Origin of the sequence: Paenibacillus andongensis, assembly GCF_025369935.1 — a bacterium.
GTDB lineage: Bacteria > Bacillota > Bacilli > Paenibacillales > NBRC-103111 > Paenibacillus_E > Paenibacillus_E andongensis.
Window position 1 is genome coordinate 168,532 of record NZ_CP104467.1, and the last position, 26,469, is coordinate 195,000.

A 26,469-nucleotide genomic window follows, 5' to 3' on the forward strand; every position below is an offset into this window, starting at 1 on the left:
ACAAGCTTCGACAATTTAACCCTCTATCACAATGAAGGAGAATAGACCTATAATTAGGATATAAGTTGCATACAGAAATATCCCTCATACTAACTATCCATGATCGAGGATATATGCATTCTAATCTATCTACTTTATGGAGGCTTGTTATGAAACCGACGCTAGAATTACAAGAGATTGTTTCTGCTTTAGGTATTGATCCTTTTCGATTCCTAGCTTGGCAGGAGAAAGAATTAGCTGAAAAACTACAAAATGCATATCTAGAGGAGCATAAAGAATTCGACCCTGTTTACGGACTAGTCGTTTAAGAAGTGCAACTCTATGAAAACATAGAACCCGAGCTGTCCCTCGATAGGGATTTCGGGTTTATTTTTTATTTTGATATATAGGTAAGAGCTGAATCACAGTATGCCCGGTTATAAATATCTGAAGAGATGGACATTTTATACTTACGAGGCAGGTTTGAGAAATCTCGATTCATCAAGAAGAAACCCTGCAAAAGGTGACAAACTTGTTACACATCAGTGTAATCACTTGCATCTAGTGCTCAATCAAGCTAACATAGAATTAAAATAGCAGGACGTGTGCCTTGCACCGAGTTACTATAAGGAGGTTTCACCATGTTATTAGCGGAAGCAGCAGCAACAACAAGTACGTATACAAGCTTTGATATTTACGTTTTAATCTTCACGGTGGTCATCGCCATTGCTTTCATCAGAGAGCTGATCAATCCTAAAAGAAATTTGTTTGCCCTAGGGTTTGCGGGGGTTGCCTTGTTCGTATTCGGCTTCATGGATGTTGTTATGATCAGAGGCTGGTAATTCCGAGCAAAACAAGATAAAAGCCCACAGGACCAAGATCGTAAGATCAACGGAGCCTGCGGGCTTTTTTGTTTTATTTAAAATGAATGCTTATACCCACCACATTTCACCAAGAGGTTCCTTGATGAGCACTTGTTGGAGATTTTGCACGGCTTTGGAGAATCCTTCTTCAACGGACATTAAACCGTCTTCATGCTCGATGCTCACGACATAGTCATAACCAACAAGGCGCAGAGCACTGATGATGTCAGCCCAAACTTTCATATCGTGACCGTAACCAACGGAACGGAACTGCCAAGCGCGGTCAAGCATGTTGGCATAGGATTGCATATCTGTTACACCATAACGGTTCACATTGTTCACATCAAGGGATGTATCTTTGGCGTGGAAATGGTGGATCGCGCCGGCACGGCCAAGAATTTGAACCGCTTGAACAGGATCGATACCTTGCCACCACATGTGACTCGGGTCAAGATTTGCTCCAATTGCTTCACCTGCAGCTTCACGAAGACGAAGGAGGGTTGCTGGCGTATGTACGGAGAAACCACCGTGCAGCTCCAGTCCGATTTTAATATTTCGGTCGGAAGCGTACTTGCCTGTTTCTGTCCAGTAAGGAATAACTTTGTTCCCCCACTGCCAGTCCAGAATTTCTTGGAAATCGTTCGGCCAAGGCGCTACCGGCCAGTTCGGATACTTCGCATCCTCATGGTCTCCAGGGCAGCCAGAGAATGTGTTAACCACAGGTACCTCTAAGCGTTCAGCAAGATCAATCGTTTGTATGATAGCATCGTGAAACTCTTTTGCAATGTGTTTTTGCGGGTGCAGCGGGTTACCGTGGGCACTAAGGGCGCTGATTGTCAAACCGCGGGATTCCACCGCATGTTTAAATGCTTTTAGTTTCCCTGCGTCTGCGAGGAGTTCGCTTGGGTTGCAATGCGCTGTACCGGGATAGCCCCCTGTACCAATTTCAACAGCATCTAAGCCTTTTGCAGCAATGTAATCCAACGCTTCCTCGAAAGGTTTTCCACCGAACAGAACCATAAAAACGCCTAACTTCATTAGGTACACCTCCATAAATGGTAAACAACCACACAAATTATACCACTATCATCCAGTAAAATGAAGCAAGCCTTTATAGATCCGAAGGACCGTCTCATAATTGGAGCTGTAGATAATAACCGAGAACGTAACCAACGCTTGTGTCACGAAACAACGGAAGTAGAAATAGGTTTTGGATACTTTCTTTTTATTAACGGTAGTGATTTTAAACATATTTTCGATGGCAAGAATGATCCCATGATAGAGCCCGTAGAAAAAATAAAGCCACGTAAAGCCATGCCACAGACCAATCAAGACCATAATCAGAACGGACAAGCTGGAGGCTACCCAGCGGGATGGGGCGGTACGGGAGAAGAACATGAAAATATGATCACGGAAAAAATCACCTAGCGTCGCATGCCAATTCCGCCAAAACTGCGTCATGGAAGGCGAGAGGAGTGGACGCTTGAAGTTCTCAGGCATCGTGTAACCCATCAATCGTCCAAAGCCGATCGCCATATCGGAATAACCGGAGAAATCGAAGTAAATGAGTGCATAGAACCAGATCAATAGAAATAACGACTGATGGGTGTGCAGATCCTGCTTTAGCACTTGATCGAAAACGCTGGTCATCCAAGTGACCACAACAATTTTCTTAAACAATCCTAAAATGATTCGTTTCACACTGTCTTCGAAGAGCGCTGCATCTACGTTGTAAGGCTTTTTGCTATCGGCCATGAAGTCACGGAATTTTAAAATCGGCCCTGATGTAAAAGTTGGAATGAAGAGCAGGTAATTCGCGTAATCAATAACTGGAACTTGGCCTTCTTTACCGAAGAAATAAGCAAAATAATAAGCATCGATCACTTTAAGAACGTTATAAATGAGGCCTAAATAGATGATAGCATCGAACAATGGGTTGTGAAAAATGTCCATGACGAAAAGCCGGACACCGAGAAACACACCGACAACATTAGCAGCAATCGCGAAAATAAAGGTCGCTTTACGCCATAACGTCGTTCGACATAGATAAACAAAGCCGGCATAATTAATGACCGTAAAAGCGGCATAGAAAATAAGCAGCTTCTGGCTGAAGAGCAGCAGGAAGCATAGGCTGAAAATAATCATCAGAATGCGTTTATTATTAGCCCACTTGCGGGTGAGCATCAGAACAGCAACCATGCCGATCATAGCAATAATTGCGTTCATGTGCATATAAAACATAGCTTAAGAACTCCTCGCTTCGAATGCTTAATCAGTCTCATCTTAGACTTCTAGAAGATTTAGAAATACTAGAATTTCTCGTAGATAAACAAGCCTTTGCCAGTAAAATAGATGAAAACCAAATACAGCATTACGAGATAGATCAGGACTTCGATGGTTTTCCTAAGGATTTTAACCATGTGTCTACCTCCTTCGTAAATAACGGTGCGCCCTCTTCGCGGTTTAAGTGGACAAGGTCATGGAAATAGCGTGGATCGTATTTGTGCAGCAAATCCAGCGTAGGGACATTCGCTGCTTGCAGCTGGCGGTTTGCCTCTTGCATCAAGGAGGCGACGTAAGGCGGATCCGCATAGCCTTTGTTCCACGGCATCCAGATCACACGCAGAGGAAGTTGATGCTTATTCGCATACTGGATAACCCACTTCAGAGCATCCAAATTTGCTTGAAAATCTTTTAGTGTCATGGCACCGAAACGCTTGTCGTAATCGGTCCATTTCGTCTTTAGGAAAGCATCGTCTTTGCGACCGGGGTACAGTTCTTTATCAATCCAGCGGGGTTCGTAGGCTAGGCTGCCTTTGCGCAAATTACGAGCAAACTCTTCACCAGTATCCCGGAAATAGTCGCGGTACGTATAAACATAAGGCTGATACCATGGTTTGAACCATTGGTAGGTTGGATCCGTTTCAAGTGAATCCAGCATGGTGTGAACATCGATGCCAATCACAAGCTCATCCTTAACTTGGTAAAGGTTATTCGATAGGATGGCTTTCAGGTCGGTTAGCTTTCCATAAGAAAGTCCCATCTCGACTAAATGTGCTTCAGATTTCTCTTCGATATAGGCACCAGTAACGGACGAATTACCGAAGAAAACCGGACCCGATTGGGACCAGCCGTGGTGGTAGAGTGTTTTGGTAAAGTCGTTTTTGTAAAAACGGCGCGAGCTAACCATCGGGTTCCACCAGGAGATGAGCTGGTCGGAGACGACGATTGCTAATAGCAGGCCGAGTACGAAGCTATTTTTTTTGAGAAATGCAGCTGCTTTCAACGGTATCACTCATTATCTTTGTATAGGATGGACGCTACATAACGTCTGGCTTGCCATAGAGAACGTATGAAGCATTAGGTGGCCCACAGCTGACATGGAACTGTAATCGAACAGCTAATGTCGGCGTGTGGGCTATAGTAATGTTACTTGGTTGTAGATAGGTAGGTTGCCTAATGTATCCAGCACCCTCGAGAAATAAACGAACATTATTGGTTTATGCAGCCTAGATCGGTACCAACAAACATAGCGCCTAGAAAATACCCGGCGAACCTAACTCATCCAGAACAGCCCAATGTATTGGACGAGTTCGATGAGCATGAGCGCTCCGCACCCAACGAATGAAGTTGCATTTTGTGCACTGATTAGAAGGCCAAGCAAAAGTAGTTAGGAATAAAACAGAAAAGGCACTTACAGCGCCTTCTCCTGCCAAGCATGGTACTGCTCACGGAATGCAGCAGGCCACTGCTGCTCGTCGAGACCGTACTGCGCCAGGAATGCGAACGCCCAGCGTTCAATTCCGAAGCCTACACAGCCAGTAACGGCGTTGCGCTTGCCCATTTTAATATTAAAAGCATTCCCAAACGTATTGCTATGAAAATTTACAGAGGAGCACGCGATTGATTTCTTCACATGAGGAATGCTCAAGCGCAGCTCATATTTCATCTCCTGATTTCGTTGGAAGGACGCTTTCACTTGGAAATCGTTCGTGAAGAACGGGTCGTTGGCGATCTCCATCATGCTGTCTACGTTCCACTCAACGGCAAGCTCTTTGAGATATTCGATGGATTTTAGGCGATTTTCTTTGACGAAGTCGGGTTTACCGACGAAAATAATTTCACGCATCGAGAAGTCGAGCAGACGACCGAAATCGGTGTGGTTTTTGGACTCGAAACGATGACATTTCGCAATGGCTGTCACGACGATGCCGTCACCTTCAAGCGTTTCATTCTCTAGGCCTTCATAGCAGTGATAACAAGTAGAAGGATTCATCATGAAGTTCGGCTTCACCATGTTGTTATCAAGCGCGAGGGGCTGCTCTTGGTTCCAACCGCCAGCTTCGCGGATCGATTGGGAGAAGGATTCAATGACATCCAAATCTTCACGCAAATGAGTCACGAAGTGGATATGCTCAGGGAATGAAGTGAAGTGATTCGTTTTATTCAAAGTGTGGCTATGAATGACAGCTGGATAAGATTCTTCCTGCATGCCTTCGAAACGCTTGGCGATCTTCGTTACGAAAGAGTAGTCGAAGAAACGCATTAAGCTGGAAAACGGCTCGCGGAAAATAAAAAGGCCGGGCTCCAACACTTTAATGGCTTTACGCTCTACAAGCTCAGCGATAATATCGCCTTCGTAGGGAGTGTCGACTTTGTTCTCGAAGAGAATGTTTTCTTTGAAGCCGAAATCACCATGGGAGAAACGTTCAATAAGACGCCCCACCCGCTCGGTAATACCTTCGTTTCCGCTAGGAGAGTTATGCGTAATGATAATGTGGCCATCTACAAGGGCAATATCCTGAATATGCTCATCGGCAAAGGCAGACGCATATTTGACTTGTCCATGCTGACTTTCAGCCAGGCCTTCTAAAGAAACTTTACATGTCAACATGAGTGGGTTACCTCGCAGTCTTCTTGGAAATAAAATCGGCAATTTCGCTTACCGTGTTCATGGAGTACAGCATTAAATCTTGATTCGTCACTTGGATGCTGTACGTTTTCTCAATATGGGCGATGAGCGCTGTGGCGCCTATGGAGTCGATGAACCCATAATCAAACAGATGAACATCAACGTCAAAATCATCGTCATCCTCAGCAATTTCATAACGCTCGCGAATATGCTGTTCAAGCTGCGCTACTAATTCTTCATTAGACATGTTGGAAAGCCTCCTGGTTAATTTAAAAGTGGTAAAGGAACGATAGTTCATTTTGCGGTAAACGAGAGTGTCGTCAAATCACCGTAGCGGGTGATGGTGTACATATGGGCTTGGGCGTCATGCTCAATCTTGACCTCGGATGATCCGTTGAAGAGCAGCTCCGTAGGACTGAATACTTTCACTTGCTGCAGACCTGCTGATTTCAGGGCTAATTGATGTGTGTTTCTTTGCTGTGTCAGCTCAAAAGGGACATTAGAACGCACAACGTGGAACTTTTCCTTGTTTGCTCCAATACCGATGGAGGATGGCTTAGCCAAACCTAGGTAGAATCGGTTGTCAATCGTCGTGTAAATATCCGAATCACTTTGGAGAGAGTATTGGGCTAGCTTATCTCCCTTATCGATGACGACTCCCAGTGTTGAAGAATACTCATCAGCCAAGCTTGGCACCTTGTCGGTATTGGGTGTCAAAGTGGCATGAAAGTGTGGACTGCCGCCAGATAATCGATCTTTCAGCTTGTCCCATAAATAAGAGGCCCATGACTGACTGATACGAACTTCGCTTTTCATAGCGGTTAGGAATGACTTCGCCATCTGTGTTTCGGTCATAAAATTATAATCATGCTTCGTACGAAGCTTATTAAAGTAGTCGGCGAATTCGGTTAAATCAGCAACTTTAGATGGTACGGGAAAATGGTACTCGATGTGCTCGAAATAATCAATCGGCATGTCCAATTTAACCATTGATTCGAAAACATCCGTTGTCGCGTAGTCTCCTGTCCGCAGTACCGGCGTCGGTGTATGAATCAGCATCGTATGATCCATACTCCCTTGTTTATCCTGTAATAGAAAGGGAAGCGACCAAATCTCTTCCGGACGTGGAATGACGGGCGAATCGGGCGCTAAGAATCCGAAATTGTACCATAATCCTTGCTGCTGTTCATTCACCAGTGTTTGCTGGTGGTCAATGTTATTGATGCGCCACGTGTGTTGGTTCGTTCCAACATGCAGCCAAGGGATACCAAGCTTATCGAAAGCTTTCTTGTGAAGGGAAAGCTCGGTGCGTTCCTCTTCAGTACTTTTGAAATTATGCACAAACACGTGCGGATCGATTTGTAAATGATTGTCACGCGCGTATTGGATGAACTCCTGGAGCTCCGCTTGATAAGGAAACTGCGGGTCGTCAATCGAAATGGGGGACCCGAATTCGATACCGCCAACGACCAAGTCGTCTTTGCCGTCGTGATTAAGATCTATCCAAAGCGGGACGGAGTAGTGGCCGGCAACCAAGGCGTGATCGCCGACTTGGTTCAGGGTTGTGCCCTGTAGGGGACCCGCATCCGCCCAAGCGCCATCAGCGCTATGGAGATACACCTGTAGGTCCCCATCACTGCTGCCGACCACGATATCGAGTCGGCCGTCGCCATTGATGTCACGCACGGATGGTGCGGCGTGCGTGGCTTTATTAGGCAGCGTGATGATCACGCTGGCTTGGTCGAGTAGCAGGCCCGCTGCGCTGCGGCCCTTGTAGAGCCGCACTTGTCCATCGGCTCCGCCTAGGACAAGGTCAAGCTTGCCGTCGCCATCGACGTCGGCGACGAACGGCGCTGCAGGCCCTCCGGGCAGCTGCAGCGCCTTCCCGCCCGCGAGCATCGCCGCGGGCTTCGCGAACCTGCCGCTAGCAAGCTGCGGCAGAAGCCGTACCGCCCCGGACTCGTCGGACACGACGAGGTCCGTGCGGCCATCCCCGTTCACGTCTGCGGCGTGAACGGCACTGTAAGAGCCAAGCTGGAGCGGCTCGCCGGACTCCAGCAGCAGCTTTACCGGCGCGCCGAACGTGTCCGGCAGCGCCAAGCCCTCAGGCGGCGGCTCACTCGTGTAGGCCGCCGCGTCAACGCCTTGATTCGTGTACACATACACGAATCCGTCCGAGCTGCCGACCACGAGGTCCGTGCGGCCGTCGCCGTTCATATCCGCGGCCGTCGGGTACGCGCGGTAAGGCAGCTCAATCGCGCTCGACAGATCGCGATACTGCGGAAACAAAGCCTGCCGCAGGGGCTTGCCGGCAGCCATCACGTGCAGCCCGCTCGCGTAGCCCGAGCCAGGCAGCTCACCATAGAACGTCGGCTTCGCGTTCGTTCCTGTGTTGAGCTGCACTGTCACGCTCTCGCGCCATTGCCCCCAGTAAAAGGCGTTCCGCACAAGTGTAAACGAGGGAATCTCGTTATATTCCTTCAGCTTCTCCGCCCAAGCTATGCCGTCCTTTTGACCAATGGCCGGCATCGCCTCAAAATGATTCTGAAAAGCCATCGCGGGCCGCCCATAGGGACCGAGGACTTTCCGCACACTGTAACCAAGTGTTTCTTTCGATACATAAGCCAGCTGCTCACTGCGGTACTGCATGTTCGCGGCAGCAAAAGCAAAGTTAAAGTAAGGCTCAATCGGCAACGTTTTTCTATTGAAATAAGTCGTTCCCGGAACTCGTTTCATGTCATCTTGGTACTTGGTGGCCAGTTGGGAGAAGCCTAGCTTCGGATCCATCCCGCTCATCATGTCGTAGCCAGTTTGGAAGTACCGGTTCGGCAGGAAATTGCTGCTGATCAGCACGGCGCCTTTTCCAACGCGGTTTTGCATAACTAGCGAAACGGGCATTTTCGACTCCACTGGATTATTCATGGCCACAATCGTTTGACCTGTGGAGGGATCGAAACCGAATCCGAGGTTAAAGCCAGGTAGATCGTCCATTTTATGATGCTTAAGATAGCTTTGCGTAAATAATTGAAAGGTTTGTTGAATGCCCTCAAGATTAACTGGCACCTGCGGGTAGCTGAGAGACAGTGAATCCCCAGATAAGAAAGGCGAGCCAAAATTGTTCAGTGGTATCTTTTTTAAATCAACAATTCTGGCAGCTCCAAGAAAATCCAGCGGAAATCGGTCAGCAAACTCATTTTCCAACAATAAATGTCCGCCCTGCTTCACGAATGTTACGAGTTTCGAAACTTGTTCCGCCCACCCGGCATCTTGCGCAAGGGCAGGATCCAAATAGATTGCATTGTACTTACGAAGCTGGCTCGTTGATAAGGAAGGCAGGTTTTGTTTGTCAATGTGAAAGCCCGCTTGCAAGGTTTGCTGAAAATTCCCATAGGCTGCCGCATCATAAAGATCCCCGCTCGTCGCATAGAGGAGCTTGGTTTCATCTACTTTTGGCAAAAATAAAAGTAAGCCTAATACAAATAAGAGACCAAGGCCTAGTCCAATAACGAATTTTAAAACACGAATTTTCGACAAAACCAATGGGATCCCTCAATTACTAAAAAGGTCACTATCCTTGCCATTATAGCATTCATAGGAAGCTTTGTTAACTTATAAAGGGTTTCTGTTAAGTGAGGAAACGTTTGGCAATCAGCTGTGACTGTCGGATATTGGCTAAGTTTGTAATTACCCCCCGCCCTAGATTCCTACCTATCCTTTCTGTTACACTAAAGAGAAGACTTTGAGGATGACCCGAGGATCTATTATTGAAAGGATTTGCTGCCATGCGTACGATACGCAGAGAAGATATAGAATTGTTGGCCCCTGCGGGGGATTGGGATTGTTTGAGAGCGGCTGTTGCCAATGGGGCGGATGCCGTGTTTTTTGGTGTGGAGAAATTTAATGCTAGAGCACGTGCGCATAACTTTACGATGGCTGAACTGCCGGATATTATGTCGTTTCTTCATCTATATGGGGTGAAAGGCTTCCTGACCTTCAACATCCTCGTGTTTGAGGAAGAATTGAATGATGCGAAGCAATTGATAGATGCCTGTGTGGACGCCGGTGTGGATGCGGTCATTGTACAGGATCTTGGTTTGGTTAAAATGATTCGCCAAATCTCCCCGGATTTCCCGATTCACGGATCCACACAGATGACGATTACATCGCCTGAGGCGGTTGAATTTACGAAGCCGTTCGATATTGAACGCGTTGTGTTAGGACGCGAAAATAACTTGAAGCAGATCAAACAAATCGGCGATCAAGCGAAGCTTCCGATGGAAGTATTCGTGCATGGTGCGCTTTGCGTATCTTATTCCGGTCAGTGTCTGACTTCTGAAATGTGGGGCGGGCGTTCCGCCAACCGCGGAGAATGCGCACAAGCCTGCCGCTTGCCGTATGATCTGATGGTCGATGGCGTGCAAAAGCCGATGGGCGACGTAACCTATTTGCTGTCGCCAAAGGATTTGGCAGCGATAGAGATCGTGCCGGAGCTTATTGAAGCCGGCGTACGCTCTTTCAAAATTGAAGGTCGTTTGAAGACCCCTGAATATGTGGCCAATGTCGTGAGCAAGTACCGCCGTGCGATTGACCGTTATTTCAATGGGGAGGACGCTCGTCCAACCAAAGAAGAGGTACGTGAGCTTCAGCAAAGCTTCTCGCGTGGATTTACGGTTGGTTTCTTGAATGGAACCAACAATAAGCAGCTCGTAGACGGCACGTTTCCGAAGAGCCGTGGGGTGTTCGTGGGCCGCATCAAGCAGATTTTGCGCGATGGCGTAATCTGTGAGCTGGAGGCGCCGCTCAAGCGCGGTGACGGGCTTGTTTTCGATGCCGGGGATCCGACGAAGAAGGAAGAAGGCGGGCGCATCTACGATTTGCGCCGCAAGGGAGAGAAGCTCGAAGGCGAAGCCGAGGGCGGACTCATCGAGATCGTTATGGGACGTAACGATGTGGAGCTCGGCCGTCTGCATGTCGGCGACCGCATCTGGAAGACGAATGATCCACAGCTGGACAAGCGCCTGCGCCAGACGTTCGAGACCGATAAGCCTTACCGGACATTCCCGGTAAGCGTGAAGGTAAGCGGCGTAGAGGGCGAGCCGCTCAAAAGCTGGTGGACGGATGTGCAAGGCGGACATACCGTCTTCGTACAATCCGAGCTTCCGCTGGTTCGCGCGGAGAAAAGACCGATGGACGAACAGCTCTTTACGGAGCAGTTCGGACGCCTTGGCGGCACGATTTATGAGCTCAGTCAGCTGGATGTGCAGCTGACTGGTGAACTGATCGTGCCGATGCGTGAGCTTAACAGCATGCGCCGCATGGCTGTGGAGCTGATGGAAGACGAGCGGCAGAAGCCGCGCACTTACATGAAGCGTGAAATCGGCGTGTATGACGATGTGCTTCAGCCAGCTGCTGAGTCTGCAGTCACCGCCGCTGCTCCTGCGCTTTCCCTAGCGGAACGCAAGGCTGTGGAGCTTACGGCACTTTGCCGTAACTTGGATCAGGTGAAGGCCGTGCTTGAAACAACCGATATCGAGTTTATTTACGCGGATTTCGAATTTATTAAGCAGTTCCCTGCGGCCGTGGAAGCCGTTCGTGCAGCCGGGCGTCGGATCGCCTTGGTGACACCGCGTATTCACATGCCAGGGGAAACGGGCTATTTTAACCATATATTAAAGCTTAATCCCGATGCAGTATTGATCCGCAATACGGGCGCAGCCTACTTTTTCTTGAAGCATCGGTTGGAAAATCCGGACGCGCCGAAACCGCAGTTAATCGGGGATTTCTCGCTCAATGTGGCCAACCACAAAACAGCTGCCTTGTTCCTAGAAGCGGGTCTCTCGAAGATTACGCCTTCGTACGATTTGAACATTCAGCAAATGGTCGATTTGCTTCGTCGTGCTGAAACCTCGAAGCTTGAGGTTGTTATCCATCAGCACATGCCGATGTTCCATACGGAGCACTGCGTGTACTGTACGTTCCTGAGCGAGGGCACTGACTTTACAAACTGTGGCCGTCCTTGTGAGGATCACAGCGTTTCTTTGCAAGATCGTGTCGGTATGTCTCACCCGGTGCGTGTCGATGAAGGCTGTCGCAATACGGTGTATAACGCGGTGGATCAGTCTGGTGCCGAGTACTTGAGTCATTTCATGGATCTGGGGATTCGCTCCTTCCGTGTTGAGTTCCTTGAAGAAACGCCAGACAAAGTGCGTGAAATTCTTGACTTGTACCGTCGCGCGATTGATGGAGAGATTAGCGGTACGCAAGTATGGCGTTCATTGAAGGCGACGAATCAATTAGGTGTTACTCGCGGTCAGTTGGTGAAGTAGAGGTTCTATTGTATGGAAAACAGCCCAGTGCCTATTAGGTACTGGGTTTGTTGTTTTCTGGAAGAAAAGGAAAGCGGGGTCTCAATTGTTTTGTTCATTTATTGTCATTTGTATGATGTCCTGAATAATATGTTACAGCTAATGCCTAAGCCTAACGGACATAAGAAGAAAGGATGACGATGGATTACGATGAAAAGGACATATAAGTTGACCGAGATCGCTGGTAAAATCGGAAAAACGCGAGCTGTTGTAACGGAATGGTCAAATTATTTTCGCGAATTTCTTCCGACTAAAGCTGTTGGCGGATTCCTAAGGTACACAGAAGAAGCCATCGAAATTTTTGAGATCATTGCCAAGATGAGCGATACCAATAAACCGCCTAAATTTATAAAAGAACATTTACAGGAAATGCGTCAGAAGTCAATTATTGCACTCAATGAAGAAAAGCCTTTACCTCCTACACCCACTATTGTTCCTAGCTCCAATTTACCTCCTTCCGTAGACAACACAATCCTACCTCCAGTTATGAATAACTCCAGTTTGCAATTAAGTAAAGAAACCATGGAATTAAGTAACATGGTACAGCTCCTCACGCGAAAGATTGAAGCGAATAAATCGCCAAGGCATTTAAAGGACCCTATCGACGACCTGAATCAAAAGGCTGGTATATCATCTATAGCAGGTGGCAGGCTTTTGTCATCTATGATGGATCATTCAAACTCTCAGTTCGTTCAATTAAGTAATGAAGTCACGGAACTTAGCAACATCATCCATGCGCTCAAGCAAAAAGTGAACGAAGTTTCGGGCGTTTCTGAAGAAGTAACGGAACTGCGGAACGTGATTCAGATTCTCACTCAACATGTAACTAATTTGTTCGAACAAGACATTAAAAATGAAGTTGCTGCCACTTTAGAATTACTGTACAGACAAATTGAGGGTATATCTGTAGAGGTAATAGGGCAGAAGAATGTGATCCAATCCGTGCAGCAAAAGGTAACCGAAGTTTCGGAGCAAGATCTTAAAGGTGAAATACTTACGGCCACAACGGAGTTGCTGAATCAACGCAATGAAGGCGTTTCGAAGGATGTAAAAAACCTGCGTAACGAGATTCATCTTCACACGCAAAAGATAAGTAAAATGCTGGAACAAGAAATCCGGAGTGAAATAAATGCTACGGCAGAATCGCTAGATAAACGTTATGATACCGTATCCGAAGAAGTAACGAGGCTGCGGAACGTGATCAAGATTCTCACTCAAAAGGTAGCTGAGGTGCTGAAACAAGACATCAGAAGTGAGGTTGTTTCCACAATTGAGTTGCTGAACACACAAATTGAGGGTGTTTCTACAGAAGTATCAGGGTTGCAGCATGCGATCCAAAACGTACAGCAACAGGTAACTGAAGCATCGGATCGTGATCTCAAAGGTGAAGTGCTTACTGCTGCAACGGAGTTACTGAACCAACGCTTTGAAGGCGTTTCGGAGGATGTAAAAAAACTGCGTAATGAGATTCATCTCCAGACGCAAAAGATAAGTGAAAAGTTTGAACAAGACATCCGGAGTGAAATAAATGCTACGGCAGAATTGCTAGATAAACGTTATGATACCGTATCTGAAGAAGTAACGGAGCTGCGGAACGTGATCGCGATTCTCACTCAAAAGGTGGCAGAGGTGTTTGAACAAGACATCAAAAGTGAGGTTGTTTCCACAATTGAATGGCTGAAAAGACAAATTGAGGGTGTTTCTACAGAAGTAACAGGATTGCAGCATGCGGTCCAAAGCGTACAACAAACGGTAACTGAAACTTCGGATCGAGATCTCAAAGGTGAAATACTTACTGCCACGGCGGAGTTGCTGAACCAACGCTATGAAGGCGTTTCTATGGATGTAAAAAACCTGCAGAATGGGATTCATCTTCATATGCAAAAGGCAAGCGAATTGTTGAAACAAGAAATCCGAAGTGATGTTTTTTCCGCAATTGAATTACTGAACAGACAATTTGAGGGTGTTTCTTCAGAAGTATCAGGGCTGCAGCATGCGATCCAAAGCGTACAACAAACAGTAACTGACGCATCGGACCGTGATCCTGAAGGTGAAGTGCTAACTGCTACAACGGAGTTACTGAACCAACGCTATGACACTGTATCTGAGGAAGTAACGGAACTGCGCAATTTGATTCATCTTCACACGCAAAAGGTAAGTGAAGAGTTGAAACAAGAAATCCGAAGTGACATGCTGGCTACGGCAGAATCACTAAACAAACGCTATGATGACATATCTGAACAATTGACATCACAGCAACGACTACTTGAAAAGATCTCTAGAATGTTAGGTTTTTAGGCTTATCCTTTAGAACTCCCTAACAGCTAGGGAGTTCTATTATTTATACAAACATTTCAGCTTGCTATCTAGCAATCGACGATACAGCCTCCTACCATCCTCTTCCACACTCATTCGTTCACAATTTAGACACAATTTTTTAATCTATTTTTCAGATTTGCTTAAGGTTGGTTTATTGTTCCACGGGTATAGTGATGATGGTTATATGAACGAGTAGAAATGGGGGATCTTGGATGCTTGAGGTCAAACAAGTCAGCAAGCTGTACGAAAATGATCGCGGCGTACACAACATCGACTTCTCGATGCAGCGCGGCGAAATCGTCGGCTTTTTAGGACCAAACGGTGCCGGCAAAACAACGACGATGCGCATGATTACGGGTTATTTGAACCCTACGCATGGTCAAATATGGGTGGATGGTCACTCCATGGCGGATAACCCGAAGAAAGCACGCCGCAAAATCGGCTACTTACCCGAAACGCCGCCTCTCTATCCCGAGATGACAGTGCAAGCTTATTTGCGATTCATCGCAAATCTTCGCGATGTGCCTGCACGAGAACAGAAGCTGCGTGTCGGCGAAGCAATCGACAAGCTAGGTCTTCAAGGCCGCGAGAAGCAAATTATTCGCTCCTTGTCTAAGGGCTACAAGCAGCGCTTGGGCCTCGCGCAAGCGATTCTGCACCAACCGGATCTGCTTATCCTGGACGAGCCTACGTCCGGCCTTGATCCGAAGCAGATCATCGAGATTCGCCAGCTGATTCATGAGCTGGGGGAGAACCATACAGTGCTGCTGAGCACGCACATTCTCCCGGAAATTAACGCGATTTGCAACCGCGTTCTCATTATTAACCAAGGCCGCGTCGTTCTCGACGAGCGCCCTGAGCATCTCGGCCGCACGATGGGCGAGACGTTCGAGGTGTCGCTCGAGGTCAAGGGACCTCGCGAGCGGATCTTGACCGAGCTGCGCAGCCTAGAGGCGGTCGCAGCGGTGAAAGAAGTCGACGCGCCAAGCGACGCTGCAGCTATCGCTGCGCCTGCTGCGCAGGATGTGTTCAACAGTGACAATGCAGTTGTGGAAGCGGCGATCTCTGAGCCAGTATCAGCCGAAACCGTGAAGCTGCTCGTAACCTCGGCGGATCGCTCCGATATCCGCGAAGCGCTGTTTTTCCGCTTAGCCGGTGCCGGCTACCCGATCCTTGAGATGAAGCGGGAAAGCCTCAGCCTAGAGGATATCTTCCTCAAGCTGACGACGGATGAACCTGTTGAAGCCGACAGCACTCCGAAGGAGGAGGTAGATGCCGATGCGTAGAATCTGGGCCATTTGCTCGAAAGAGCTGCAAATGTATTTCTTTTCGCCGGTTGCTTACGTGGCATTCGCTTTCTATGTGCTGCTATCGAGCTTCTTCTTCTACATCAACTTCGTTAACGGCCAGCCGCCGATTGTGGATGCGCGTTCCGTTGTTGGTAACACCACATTCGTGTATCTCTTTATCATCCCGCTATTGACGATGCGTCTCATCGCAGATGAGTTCCGTCAAGGGACAGATGAGCTGTTGCTGACTTCACCTGCAGGCATTGGTGAAATCGTGCTGGGTAAATATTTGTCTGCTTTTATTGTACAAGTGGGACTAGTGGGGATCAGCTTAATTTACCCGCTCATCATGTCTGCCTTCGGAACGCTGGATAAGCCTGTTATGTGGCTGTCCTATCTAAGCATGTTCCTATTAGGCTGCGCGATGATGGCCATTGGCTTGTTCGCTTCCAGCTTGTCCAACAATCAGATGGTTGCCGGTATATCAGGCTTTGTTATCTTGCTTTTGCTGTGGCTGCTTGATTGGGTAAGCGGCAGCATGACAGGCAAGCTGAAGGATTACGTCGCTCAATTCTCATTGACGAGCCATCTGACGAACTTGCAAAAGGGCGTCCTGCACGGCGGAGACATCCTCTTTTATATCACATTAACAGCTGTGTTCCTGGTTCTTTGCATACAAGTCCTTGAAAGAAAGCGTTGGAGGTGAGCGGGATGAATAAGTGGATACGGGGAACTAATGCGACTGTTTTATCGATCGCCGTTATCGGCATTTTCATTATACTGACGATCTTCCTTCATTCGCTGAAAGGCTTTCAGGTCGATTTGACGAAAAATAAGAGCTTTACGCTCTCCGAGCAAACAGTTGCCACACTCAAAAACTTAAATCAAGATATTCACATCGTTGCCTTTACGAATAGTGGGGACAACAACGGTTTTGTGACCCGTCAAGTCACTGATATGGTGACCGAATATAAGAAGCAAAGCGGTAAGATTACGTATGATGAGTACGATATGCTGAAACAGCCTTCGATGGCCAAGCAGTATGGTGTCGATCAAGGCGGAACCATTATTTTTGAAATGGGTTCTAAAAAGCAGAATATCAATTTCTATGAATTGTTTGCCGGTCAACAAGATGGTTCTTACACGTTCTCAGGGGAAGAAAAGTTTACCCAAGCCATTAAGAGCCTCACGTCTACAGAGAAGCACACGGTTTATCTGCTTTCCGGTCATCAGGAATATCCTCAGAATGCCATGACCATTTTGAAAAGCAGTTTGGAAGCCGCTAATTATGTCGTGAAGGACCTTAATCTGTTCGTTGAGGGTAAAATACCGGACGATGCGCAGATGCTTATGCTGCTTGGTCCGCAAAATGACCTCAATGATAAAGAAGCAGCGCTAATTGAAGCTTATTTGAAGGATAAAGGCAAGATTTATATGGCATTAGGCTTCAATAAAGATATGGCGACTAAGTGGAAAAACATCGATGCGATCATGAAAACGTACGGCATTCAGGATCAACATGCGATTGCGATTGAACCGAAACAAACGTCGCTCTATGATCCGCTGACGATTATTCCGGAGTATGGTCCCCATGACATTACCAACAAGCTGTCCAGCAATAATTTGGTTACGATGTTGTCGCTGGCTGTAAGTTTGAATACGGATGGCAGTGCACCAGACTATACCCAGTCTCTGCTATTGAAAACAACAGATAAAGCTTACGGGGAAACAGATATCAACCTTCTAGCACAATCCAAAACCAAGCAGGATGCGACAGATGTCAAAGGACCGCTCAACCTTGGCTACGCGATTTCGAATAAGGATAACAAGCCTAAAGCTGTCATTCTTGGGGGATCTACGTTTGTACTAGATGAAGATATTCAGAATCAAGGCAACAAGGATTTTGCTTTGAACAGTATTGGCTGGCTGCAGGAACAGAAGGATCAGATCACGATCCGTCCGCGTCAAGGGGATGCGTTCCAGCAAGCGATGATTACGCCTAGCCAAGCGAATACGATTTTCCTCGTAACGATCGTGTTCTTACCGCTCTTGTTCCTAGTGATTGGCGGCTTGATTTGGTGGAGGAGGAGACGAGGATGAAACGGTTTATTCCTACGATTCTGTTAGTCGTTATTTGCATCGGCGGTTTTTGGTACGCATCGAGCAAAGACTTCTTTCAAGAGAAAAAAGATGAACCGAAATCGCTCATCACACTCAAGCAAGAAGACGTACAGTCCATTCATGTGAAAAAAGAGGAAGAGCAGATCGAGCTAGCTCGAAATGGTAGCGGTTGGGAGATGAAAACCCCGGCACCAGCGCCGATCAATACGAGTCAAGTGGGTTCGTGGTTGGACGCCCTAGGTTTGGTGACATCAACGAAAGTAGTTGAAGATCAGGCAAGTAATTTATCCACCTATGGACTAGATAAGCCTGTAGGAACTTACGAAGTTACGTTAAAAGACGGCTCGAAGAAAGGGCTGCTGGTCGGTACAGCTCTTCCCATCGAAGGCTTCTCCTATGTTCAGGTGGAAGGATCTCCTGCCGTGTATCAGGTGAGCGATCAGTCGCTCTCTGCCATCAGCAAAGAACCGGTAGACTTCGCTGATGCTAGCCCAGTCCAATTCGAAAGCGACAAGGTGCAAAGCGTAAAACTGACATGGAAAGGCCAGACTTTTACGCTTGCCAAAACGGATAAAGACAAGGTAGCTGCTGAGGCAAACTGGAAGCTTGGTGATAAAGAGCTAAAAGGCGCGGAGGCCACTCCGCTGCTGAATGAGCTGAACTTCCTGCATAGCGTTGATCTTCCACAGCCAGCGGCTCAGAAGCCAACTGCGGGCGGTGAGCTCAAAATAGAGCTTGGGTTGTCTGTTGATGGCAAAGAGGTCACCGAGATCTATGAAGGCAAGCTAAGCCAAGATCAGGTCTGGCTCTCGAAGCAAGGCGGACAGTGGGCGTACCCGCTTACAGCCGCGGACATACAGAAATTGACGGATGCCTATGCCGGTAAGCCGGCTCAGCCCGCCTCTTAACAAGAAAACTGCTCTCTACAGCTATTGTGCTGTGGGGGCAGTTTTTCTTTGGTTTTTGTTCTTGTTCTTTTTCTTCATTTTAGCTGCAGTAGTTCGGGACCTAGTTTTTCAAATTTTGTTTAACTTTTTTTTCCAATAGCACATAAAACGGAATATTTTGGGAAACCTACAAAAAAGGAATAGAAAGGAGGTAAGATTCACATGTATAGCAATCAAGGGAACCAACAAATTTCGGGCAAAGAGCTTTTGTATGTAGCCGATACGCTAAAAAATGAGGAGCTGCTAGCGAAGCTTTGTGTACAAGGTGCGGTGAACAGCCAAAGTCAATCCTTGAAACAAACCTTGTCTCATCTTTCTCAGGAGCGTCTGCAAAACATTAACGTCCTCATCAACACCCTACAGCAGCAATCAGGCATTACCCATTAATTCGTACATAATAGGAGGTGCAAGAAGATATGTATCAGCAAAACCCGTATCAACAACAGCAGCAGTCTCACCAGATACAAGCACAATTAAAAGACGAGGACTTCGCGAACTTTGTCCTTTCCGAGTTGAAACGCAGTGCTCGTGAATATACAACTGCCGCTTTGGAGGCCTCTAATCCACAGCTTAGGCAGACCTTCCAGTCTCTATTGCAAAAGACACTGCAGGATCAAGCTGCCGTATTTCAGGAAATTCAGAAGCTTGGCCAATATGAGATTCAAGCTGCTCCTCAGCAGCAAATTCAGCAAGAGCTGCAGAAACAAAGCCAGACCGCAGTTCAGCTGCAGTCCTTTGTACAACAAAATTTGAGTCAAACCAGCACGGCGAGCTACCAGCAGCAAGACCAGATGACTTTCGCTCAGCAGCAACAGCAACAATATCAGCCGCAGAGTCAACAACAGAACCAGATTGCGGCTTTATATCAAACACAGGCACCTATCCAACCCATGATCAGTGCCTCCCAATATCCTAATGCGGTGCACAATACTCAAGGGCAAGGCTATTCAACCCATACACAGTCTTCACCCAATCAGACAAGTCAACAGCAAGCCTATATTAGCAACCAGCAAGGACAAAATTATCAAGATCAGAATTATGGACAAACCGGCTATGGTCAATCGCAGGGTTATGCCGCATCATCCGGTTACAGCGCATCTGAAAATGCTGGCATAACTAGCAAATCAGCAAGTTCCACCAGCGCTTCCCGCAGTCAAACAGGTTCCCATACCTCGACGGCAGGAGAGAGCACTTATCTCGGTAAACAACATGAGGGCAGTAAATACAGCTTCTAATTCGGTAGTTTCTCCCTCAATAAACAAGACGTCCTAGCTTCCAGCTAAAGGGCGTCTTTTTTTTATCAAACATCCGATTGCTCCAAATAAGTTTTATTTATTTTGTCCCACTTTTCTCATAATCATGGTATGGAACCAGCTTGTCACTCATATATAAGGAACATAGGATGTCCAAACTTATGGGAGAAGGGTGCAAATGCTGATGAGAAAAACGTGGATTTACGGCACAGCTACTTTAATTGTACTAGGAGCATTAACAACAGCATGTGGTTCCAAACAAGAAGTTGCTAGTAGCGGCGCAGCAGGCTTGAAGGACACCAAGGTAGCAACGACAGTGACCCAAGGGAAGACGGAAAGCAGTGTGAAGACGGTGACCTCCATCGGCAAGCCAGCTATCGATGCCGATTATAAAGTAGAGGGCAGGAATGTTACGATCACGTATCAGACAAGTAATTTCCAGATAGCGGATCATATGGATCAGAAGGCTGTACAGGGTGAAGGACATTTGCATTTGTACGTGGATGGTAAGCAGAAAGCCATGATTGGCAAAACGGGTCCGTTAACGTTGACCAATTTAGCTGCTGGTAAACATGAGATCAGACTCGAGCTTCAGCAAAATGATCATAAGGATCTCAATGTAGAGAAAATTCTTAATATTGAAGTGAAATAATTGGGAACATTTGTGCGTATTTAGTCGGAAATCAAGCGTTGACGCAGATCAGATAACAATACGTACATATTCCTTGAAAAGGCGGGCGCTTAGCCCGTCTTTTGTCATTTGACACACCTGAATACGTAGCATAGACTGTTGATAGTATGGCAGTATTGCCGCCTAATCGGAGGGAAACAATTGATCGTCGATATACGTAAGTGGAAGCATGTATTTAAGCTTGACCCCGATCGGGACATTTCAGATGAAGCCCTCGATCGGCTATGCCAGTCTGGGACGGATGCGATCATGGTGGGTGGCTCAACGGGGGTAACTTTTGATAACACGGTAGATCTTCTATCGCGGATTCGTCAGTATGAGGTGCCCTGTGTGCTTGAGATATCGAATCAAGAGGCCATCGTTCCAGGGTTTGATTTATTCCTAATCCCGATTGTGCTGAATGCGGATGATCCGAAATGGATCGTTGGGCAGCATCACGAGGCGTTGAAGGAATATGGGTCTATGCTCAATTGGGACGAAATTATTGCCGAAGGCTATATCATTCTAAATAGCGAAGCTACAGCTGCGCAATTAACATCGGCTCGTACGAACTTGGATGCCAAAGATGTTGCGGCATACGCACGCATGGCGGACAAGCTTTTTCACATGTCGATTGTTTACTTGGAATATAGTGGTGTGTTTGGAGATATGGAGCTGGTACGTCGGACGCGACAAGTGCTGGAGAATGCCCGGTTATTCTATGGCGGCGGCATTGACAGCCTAGATAAAGCGCAGCAAGCAGCGGAGGTCGCAGATACCATTGTCGTCGGCAACATTATTTATAGTGATCTGGAGCAGGCGCTTCAGACCGTGAACTTTGATAGAACAGGAAGGTAACTTATGAACGAGACAGTCAATATTTTAGATGCGATAAAAAGGTTGAATCCCGAGCAGCGCAAAGCAGTCGAAGCTGTCGACGGCCCACTTCTGATTATGGCTGGAGCGGGAAGCGGGAAGACACGAGTGCTAACGCATCGTATTGCTTACTTGATCGGCACGCGCCGAGCGGCACCATGGAGCATTTTAGCCCTTACATTTACGAATAAAGCGGCACGTGAGATGCAGGATCGTGTCGGCAAGCTGGTCGGCGGCAGTGGGAGCGATATATGGGTTTCCACGTTTCACTCGATGTGTGTACGCATGCTGCGCAGAGACATTTCACGCATCGGTTTTACCTCGAATTTTACCATTCTAGATTCCGGTGATCAGTTATCCGTTATCAAAACGTGCTGCAAAGAACTGAACATTGATACCAAGAAGTACGAACCTAAGGCCTTTCAAGCGGCTATTTCTACAGCCAAAAATGAACTCATCTCTCCTAAACAATTTGAAGATAAAATCGGTGACTACTTCGACGGATTGACCTCCAAAATTTATACGCTTTATCAGAAGAAGCTTAGAAGCAACAACTCCCTCGATTTCGATGACTTAATTATGGCAACCATTCATTTGTTTAATGAAGTTCCAGAGGTTCTGGAGTTTTATCAAAATAAATTTCAATATATTCATGTCGATGAGTATCAGGATACGAACCGGGCGCAGTATATGCTGTGTCAAATGATTGCAGCCAAACATCAGCGCATTTGCGTTGTGGGAGATAGTGACCAGTCCATTTACCGTTGGCGTGGAGCTGACATTTCGAATATCCTTAATTTTGAAAAAGATTATCCGAATGCCACTGCTATTCTTTTGGAGCAAAATTATCGCTCCACTTCTAATATTTTGCAGGCTGCCAATAAGGTCATCGCCAATAATACAGGCCGTAAGCCCAAAAACTTATGGACGGATAAAGAGGGCGGCGTAAAAATTAAGCTGTATCAAGCTGATTCCGAGCATGAAGAAGGCTATTTCGTTACGAGTGAAATTAATAAGAATAAGTCCAATGGTAAAAAGTTCGGTCATCACGCTATCCTGTACCGGACGAACGCCCAATCTCGGGTGATTGAGGAAATTCTTATTAAATCCGATATCCCATACACCATCGTTGGCGGCGTAAAGTTCTACGATCGGAAAGAGATCAAAGATATTTTGGCGTATCTGCGCCTGATCTCCAATCCGGACGATGATATCAGCTTGAGCCGGATCGTAAACGTGCCGAAGCGGGGCATTGGTGACACCTCGATGGACAGAGTGGCCGAAATGGCGGGACGAAGAGGCATTTCCTTATATGCCATGCTGGAGGAAGTCGATTCACTCGAGATCACGTCGAAGGCTAAGCACGCTCTAACTGATTTCCGCGAAATGATTGATAACCTGAACCGAATGGTTGAATACTTATCTGTAACTGAACTGACGGAGAAAATACTGGAGATGTCGCAGTACCGTCTGGAGATGCAGCGTGAGAATACGATTGAATCCAAAGCTCGTCTCGAAAATATCGAGGAGTTCCTGTCTGTGACGATGGACTTCGAGAAACGTAACGAGGACAAGTCACTCATTTCGTTCCTGACCGATTTGGCGCTTATCGCCGATATCGATACGCTGGATAAAGAAAAAAGCGAGGAGGAACAGGACGCCGTTGTGCTCATGACGATGCACAGCGCCAAAGGTCTAGAGTTCCCGGTTGTCTTCATCATCGGGATGGAAGAAGGCGTCTTCCCGCACAGCCGTGCTTTCGCCGATAACGAAGAGCTTGAAGAGGAGCGCCGTTTGGCCTATGTCGGCATCACGCGCGCCGAGCAAGAGCTTTTCCTCACGTGCGCTCGTATGCGCACGCTCTTCGGCCGCACCGCCGCGAACGCGCCATCGAGATTCCTTCAGGAGATTCCGAAGGAACTCCTGGAGAACGTCTCGATGGGCGGCTCCATCGGCGGAGGCTTCTCGCGAGCTGGCCGCACTAGCTCCAGCTCGTGGGGCAGCAGCAGTGGCAGCAGCGCCACTGCCTCACAAGCGGGTCGCGGCTCCGCCGGCTCGTCCGCTTGGGGCACGCCGTCCTCGTTCGGACGGCCTGCTTCTAACGCGGCTGCGCCGAGCCCTGCAGCTGCGGCGAAGCCGCTGCCGTTCCGGGCTCCGCAGCCTGCCGCAGGCGGCGCGGTGCCGGACTACAAAGCCAGCGACAAAGTGTCGCATGGCAAGTGGGGCATCGGCACCGTCGTGTCCGTGAAAGGCTCGGGTGACGACACCGAGCTGCAAATTGCTTTCCCGGCGCCTGTTGGCTTGAAGCGCCTGCTCGCCAAGTTCGCTCCTATTACGAAACAATAGGAGCCGCACTACAACTTACCGCCAATTAGACCATTTAGAGAGGAAGAGCCCGTAATGACAGATGCCATCGCGGCAATGAAAACCCTCATCCAAGAAATCAACAAACACAACCATAACTACTACACACTGGATCAACCGGCGATTTCCGATGCCGAGTGGGATGCTTTATACAATAAATTGACCGCGCTAGAGAAGGAGACAGGGATTACCCTGCCTTCTTCTCCAACCCAGCGCGTGGGCGGCGACATTCTCAAAGGTTTTGATCCGCACAAGCATCTGTCCAGGCTTTGGAGCTTGGACAAAGCACAAAATGCCGAAGACCTGCAGACTTGGCACACGCGTGTGCTTAAGTTAATTGCAGATTACAACAGCAAGAATCCAGAGAACCCATTACCAGACCCAACGTATGTGGTGGAATTGAAGTTCGACGGGCTCACATTGAACCTTACATACAAGCAAGGAGAGCTTGTTCAAGCCTCCACGCGAGGAAATGGTACGGTGGGTGAGGGCATTTTAGCCCAAATCAAGACGATCAAATCCATCCCGCTGGAAATCCCGTACAAGGACGGAACCATTGAAGTACAAGGCGAGGGCATGATGTTCCTCTCTGTGCTTGAAGCGTACAACCAGACAGCAACGGATCCGCTCAAAAATGCCCGTAACGCAGCAGCCGGAGCACTGCGCAATCTCAATCCCAAAGTGACGGCAGAGCGTAAGCTGAACGCTTTCTTCTATAATGTGGGTTACTCTGACGGTATCCAATTCGATAATCATTTCGATATGGTTCAGTTTCTTCGTGACAACCACTTTAAAGTGAGCAATCGCACACGGTATTTCAGCACGATTGAAGAAGTGAGCGCAGAGCTGGATCAGATTGCCGAAGAGCGCCTTGGCTTTGATTTTCTAATTGACGGAAGTGTCATCAAGATTACGGACATGCGGACAAGAGAAGTGCTCGGCTACACCGAGAAATTTCCGCGCTGGGCGATTGCTTATAAGTTCGAAGCCGAAGAAGCGACAACAATCCTGCAAAGTGTATCTTGGGAAGTTGGCCGCACTGGCAAAATCACACCTTTAGCCCGCGTTGAAGCCGTGGATCTCGCTGGCGTAACCGTACAGAACTGTACGCTCAACAATGTTGGCGACATCGAGCGTAAAAACCTCAAGCACGCCTTAGGCAGCCTCGTCTACATCCGTCGCTCCAATGACGTCATTCCTGAGATTCTAGGTAAAGTAACCGAGGAGAATGACGGCGAGGAGATTGTAGCTCCGACGCATTGTCCTTCCTGCGGCAGTGAGCTGGAGATGCGCGGCGCGCATCTGTTCTGCTTGAACCGCCTTGGCTGCAGTCCGCAGCTGGTTGGACGTATGGCGCATTTTGCTTCGCGCGATGCGATGGATATTGAATTTTTCAGCGAAATGACCGCTTCACAGCTGCATCAAGAGCTGGATGTCCGCGATCCTGCGGATCTGTACACCCTACAATTCGAGGATCTCGTCAAGCTCGATCGCTTTGGCGAGAAGAAGGCCCGCAACCTGCTTGATGCTCTAGAAAAAAGCAAATCGCGCGATCTAGCTTCGTTCCTCTATGCCTTAGGCATTCCTAACTCGGGTAAAACCACGACCAAGGTGCTGGCAGACTACTATCGCAGCTTACCGAAGATTATGGCGGCTACGCCTGAGGAGCTAATCGGGCTTCCGGATGTAGGTGGAATAGTAGCTGAGAGTATTTATTCATTCTTCCGTGACCCTGTGATGGTTTCCAGCATTGAGCGTATGCTCGCTGCAGGTGTCAACCCAATTGCCGAGGAGCCGGCGGTTGTATTGGCTAGCCCAGACAATCCATTTTTCGGGAAAACCATCGTTCTTACAGGTACGCTTTCAACAATGGGGCGTGACGAATGTGCCAAGAAGCTGGAAGCGTTAGGAGCTAAGATTACCGGAAGTGTTTCTAAGAAAACGGACATCGTGATCGCAGGGGAAAGCGCCGGCAGCAAGCTGACAAAAGCGCAAGAGCTTGGCATTCGGATCATTGAGGATGAACAGGAGCTTTTGCAGCTATTAGGTGAAGGCTAAATCATAAATAAGGGGACAGTGCCATGCCAAATACACTTCATATCGTGAATGGAGACGCTTTTGGAGATAAGCTGCGTGCTTCGGGTATTGATGGAGATATATTGGTGTGGCGCGAGTCACTGTACGAAGGACCTATCGGCATGCAGATGTCTGATAGAGTCCTTTTGTTTATGAGGGCGGCTTATATGAATCGCCAGCATGGCATCCCTCAGGGAATGTTCAAGTCCACTACCACACAGCAGGAGAATGCGTTGGATAAGCTCGCGGAGCATGTAGACGAAATTGTCCTGTGGTTTGAGCATGATCTATATGACCAATTAATGCTTTGTTATTTGCTATCGAGATTATTCGTTCTCCCTAATCGATCCTTTAAACTAGCTTTGTTAAGTATCAATCAATTCCCTGGCGTTGAGTTCTTTTATGGATTAGGACAATTAAACGTCGATCAAATTA

Annotated in this window: 21 protein-coding genes (1 of these 21 only partly in view); 15 read left to right on the plus strand and 6 right to left on the minus strand. The window is 47.7% G+C overall.

The genetic code is table 11. From position 1 onward, the window contains the following. Positions 1 to 149 precede the first annotated feature (149 nt). Positions 150 to 308: a hypothetical protein gene (locus tag NYR53_RS00770; protein WP_261303518.1), complete on the plus strand. Its 159-nt coding sequence runs from the start codon at positions 150 to 152 to the stop codon at positions 306 to 308. 312 nt (positions 309 to 620) lie between these two features. Next, the gene (locus NYR53_RS00775; protein ID WP_261303519.1) at positions 621 to 821 is read left to right on the plus strand and encodes a DUF2759 family protein; all 201 of its coding nucleotides are present in this window, start codon (positions 621 to 623) and stop codon (positions 819 to 821) included. A gap of 90 nt (positions 822 to 911) precedes the next feature. Here the strand turns inward: NYR53_RS00775 and NYR53_RS00780 are convergent, their stop codons facing one another. The 6 genes from NYR53_RS00780 to NYR53_RS00805 all read right to left on the minus strand — a co-directional run bounded on the left by NYR53_RS00780 (position 912) and on the right by NYR53_RS00805 (position 9,288). Next, on the minus strand, positions 912 to 1,880 hold the full coding sequence (locus NYR53_RS00780; protein WP_056832288.1) for a sugar phosphate isomerase/epimerase family protein: 969 nt from the start codon (positions 1,878 to 1,880) through the stop codon (positions 912 to 914). Positions 1,881 to 1,928: 48 nt separating this feature from the next. Beyond that, positions 1,929 to 3,083, minus strand: coding sequence for an MBOAT family O-acyltransferase (locus tag NYR53_RS00785; RefSeq protein WP_261303520.1), 1,155 nt, complete (start codon positions 3,081 to 3,083; stop codon positions 1,929 to 1,931). A gap of 142 nt (positions 3,084 to 3,225) precedes the next feature. Continuing rightward, a complete protein-coding gene (locus NYR53_RS00790) occupies positions 3,226 to 4,137 on the minus strand; it encodes a hypothetical protein (RefSeq protein WP_367618608.1) in 912 nt (303 codons plus the stop codon). 399 nt (positions 4,138 to 4,536) lie between these two features. Next, on the minus strand, positions 4,537 to 5,736 hold the full coding sequence (locus tag NYR53_RS00795; protein WP_261303521.1) for a class-II aminoacyl-tRNA synthetase family protein: 1,200 nt from the start codon (positions 5,734 to 5,736) through the stop codon (positions 4,537 to 4,539). A 7-nt stretch (positions 5,737 to 5,743) separates the two neighbouring features. Next, positions 5,744 to 6,001, minus strand: coding sequence for an acyl carrier protein (locus NYR53_RS00800; RefSeq protein ID WP_261303522.1), 258 nt, complete (start codon positions 5,999 to 6,001; stop codon positions 5,744 to 5,746). A gap of 47 nt (positions 6,002 to 6,048) precedes the next feature. Next, entirely contained in the window at positions 6,049 to 9,288 is a 3,240-nt protein-coding gene (locus NYR53_RS00805) for an FG-GAP repeat domain-containing protein (protein ID WP_261303523.1), read from the minus strand. Between the two features lie 248 nt (positions 9,289 to 9,536). Between NYR53_RS00805 and NYR53_RS00810 the strand changes: the two genes are divergently transcribed. The 13 genes from NYR53_RS00810 to NYR53_RS00870 form a co-directional block, all read left to right on the plus strand. After that, positions 9,537 to 12,080 (plus strand): U32 family peptidase, encoded by a 2,544-nt coding sequence (locus NYR53_RS00810; protein WP_261303524.1) that lies wholly within the window; start codon positions 9,537 to 9,539, stop codon positions 12,078 to 12,080. A 189-nt stretch (positions 12,081 to 12,269) separates the two neighbouring features. After that, on the plus strand, positions 12,270 to 14,417 hold the full coding sequence (locus NYR53_RS00815; RefSeq protein WP_261303525.1) for a coiled-coil domain-containing protein: 2,148 nt from the start codon (positions 12,270 to 12,272) through the stop codon (positions 14,415 to 14,417). Positions 14,418 to 14,650: 233 nt separating this feature from the next. After that, the gene (locus NYR53_RS00820; protein WP_261303526.1) at positions 14,651 to 15,724 is read left to right on the plus strand and encodes an ABC transporter ATP-binding protein; all 1,074 of its coding nucleotides are present in this window, start codon (positions 14,651 to 14,653) and stop codon (positions 15,722 to 15,724) included. Beyond that, positions 15,717 to 16,433 (plus strand): ABC transporter permease subunit, encoded by a 717-nt coding sequence (locus tag NYR53_RS00825; protein ID WP_171640019.1) that lies wholly within the window; start codon positions 15,717 to 15,719, stop codon positions 16,431 to 16,433. The genes NYR53_RS00820 and NYR53_RS00825 overlap by 8 nt, the downstream gene beginning before the upstream one ends. A 5-nt stretch (positions 16,434 to 16,438) precedes the next feature. Then, positions 16,439 to 17,827, plus strand: a complete 1,389-nt coding sequence (locus tag NYR53_RS00830; protein WP_261303527.1) for a GldG family protein — start codon at positions 16,439 to 16,441, stop codon at positions 17,825 to 17,827. Continuing rightward, entirely contained in the window at positions 17,824 to 18,756 is a 933-nt protein-coding gene (locus NYR53_RS00835; RefSeq protein ID WP_261303528.1) for a DUF4340 domain-containing protein, read from the plus strand. The genes NYR53_RS00830 and NYR53_RS00835 overlap by 4 nt, the downstream gene beginning before the upstream one ends. 201 nt (positions 18,757 to 18,957) lie before the next feature. Further along, positions 18,958 to 19,182, plus strand: a complete 225-nt coding sequence (locus tag NYR53_RS00840; RefSeq protein WP_261303529.1) for a hypothetical protein — start codon at positions 18,958 to 18,960, stop codon at positions 19,180 to 19,182. Between the two features lie 29 nt (positions 19,183 to 19,211). Beyond that, on the plus strand, positions 19,212 to 20,030 hold the full coding sequence (locus tag NYR53_RS00845) for a spore coat protein (RefSeq protein WP_261303530.1): 819 nt from the start codon (positions 19,212 to 19,214) through the stop codon (positions 20,028 to 20,030). A gap of 196 nt (positions 20,031 to 20,226) precedes the next feature. Continuing rightward, positions 20,227 to 20,700 (plus strand): DUF6130 family protein, encoded by a 474-nt coding sequence (locus NYR53_RS00850; RefSeq protein ID WP_261303531.1) that lies wholly within the window; start codon positions 20,227 to 20,229, stop codon positions 20,698 to 20,700. A gap of 180 nt (positions 20,701 to 20,880) precedes the next feature. Continuing rightward, entirely contained in the window at positions 20,881 to 21,576 is a 696-nt protein-coding gene (pcrB, locus tag NYR53_RS00855; RefSeq protein WP_261303532.1) for a heptaprenylglyceryl phosphate synthase, read from the plus strand. 3 nt (positions 21,577 to 21,579) lie between these two features. Next, on the plus strand, positions 21,580 to 23,940 hold the full coding sequence (pcrA, locus tag NYR53_RS00860; protein ID WP_261303533.1) for a DNA helicase PcrA: 2,361 nt from the start codon (positions 21,580 to 21,582) through the stop codon (positions 23,938 to 23,940). A 54-nt stretch (positions 23,941 to 23,994) separates the two neighbouring features. Next, positions 23,995 to 26,016, plus strand: a complete 2,022-nt coding sequence (ligA, locus tag NYR53_RS00865) for an NAD-dependent DNA ligase LigA (protein WP_261303534.1) — start codon at positions 23,995 to 23,997, stop codon at positions 26,014 to 26,016. Between the two features lie 23 nt (positions 26,017 to 26,039). Then, positions 26,040 to 26,469 carry the 5' end (the start) of a DUF1835 domain-containing protein gene (locus NYR53_RS00870; RefSeq protein WP_261303535.1) on the plus strand. The gene runs 581 nt beyond the window's last position, so 430 of the gene's 1,011 nt are visible here — the first part of the coding sequence; its start codon is at positions 26,040 to 26,042; the stop codon falls past the right edge of the window.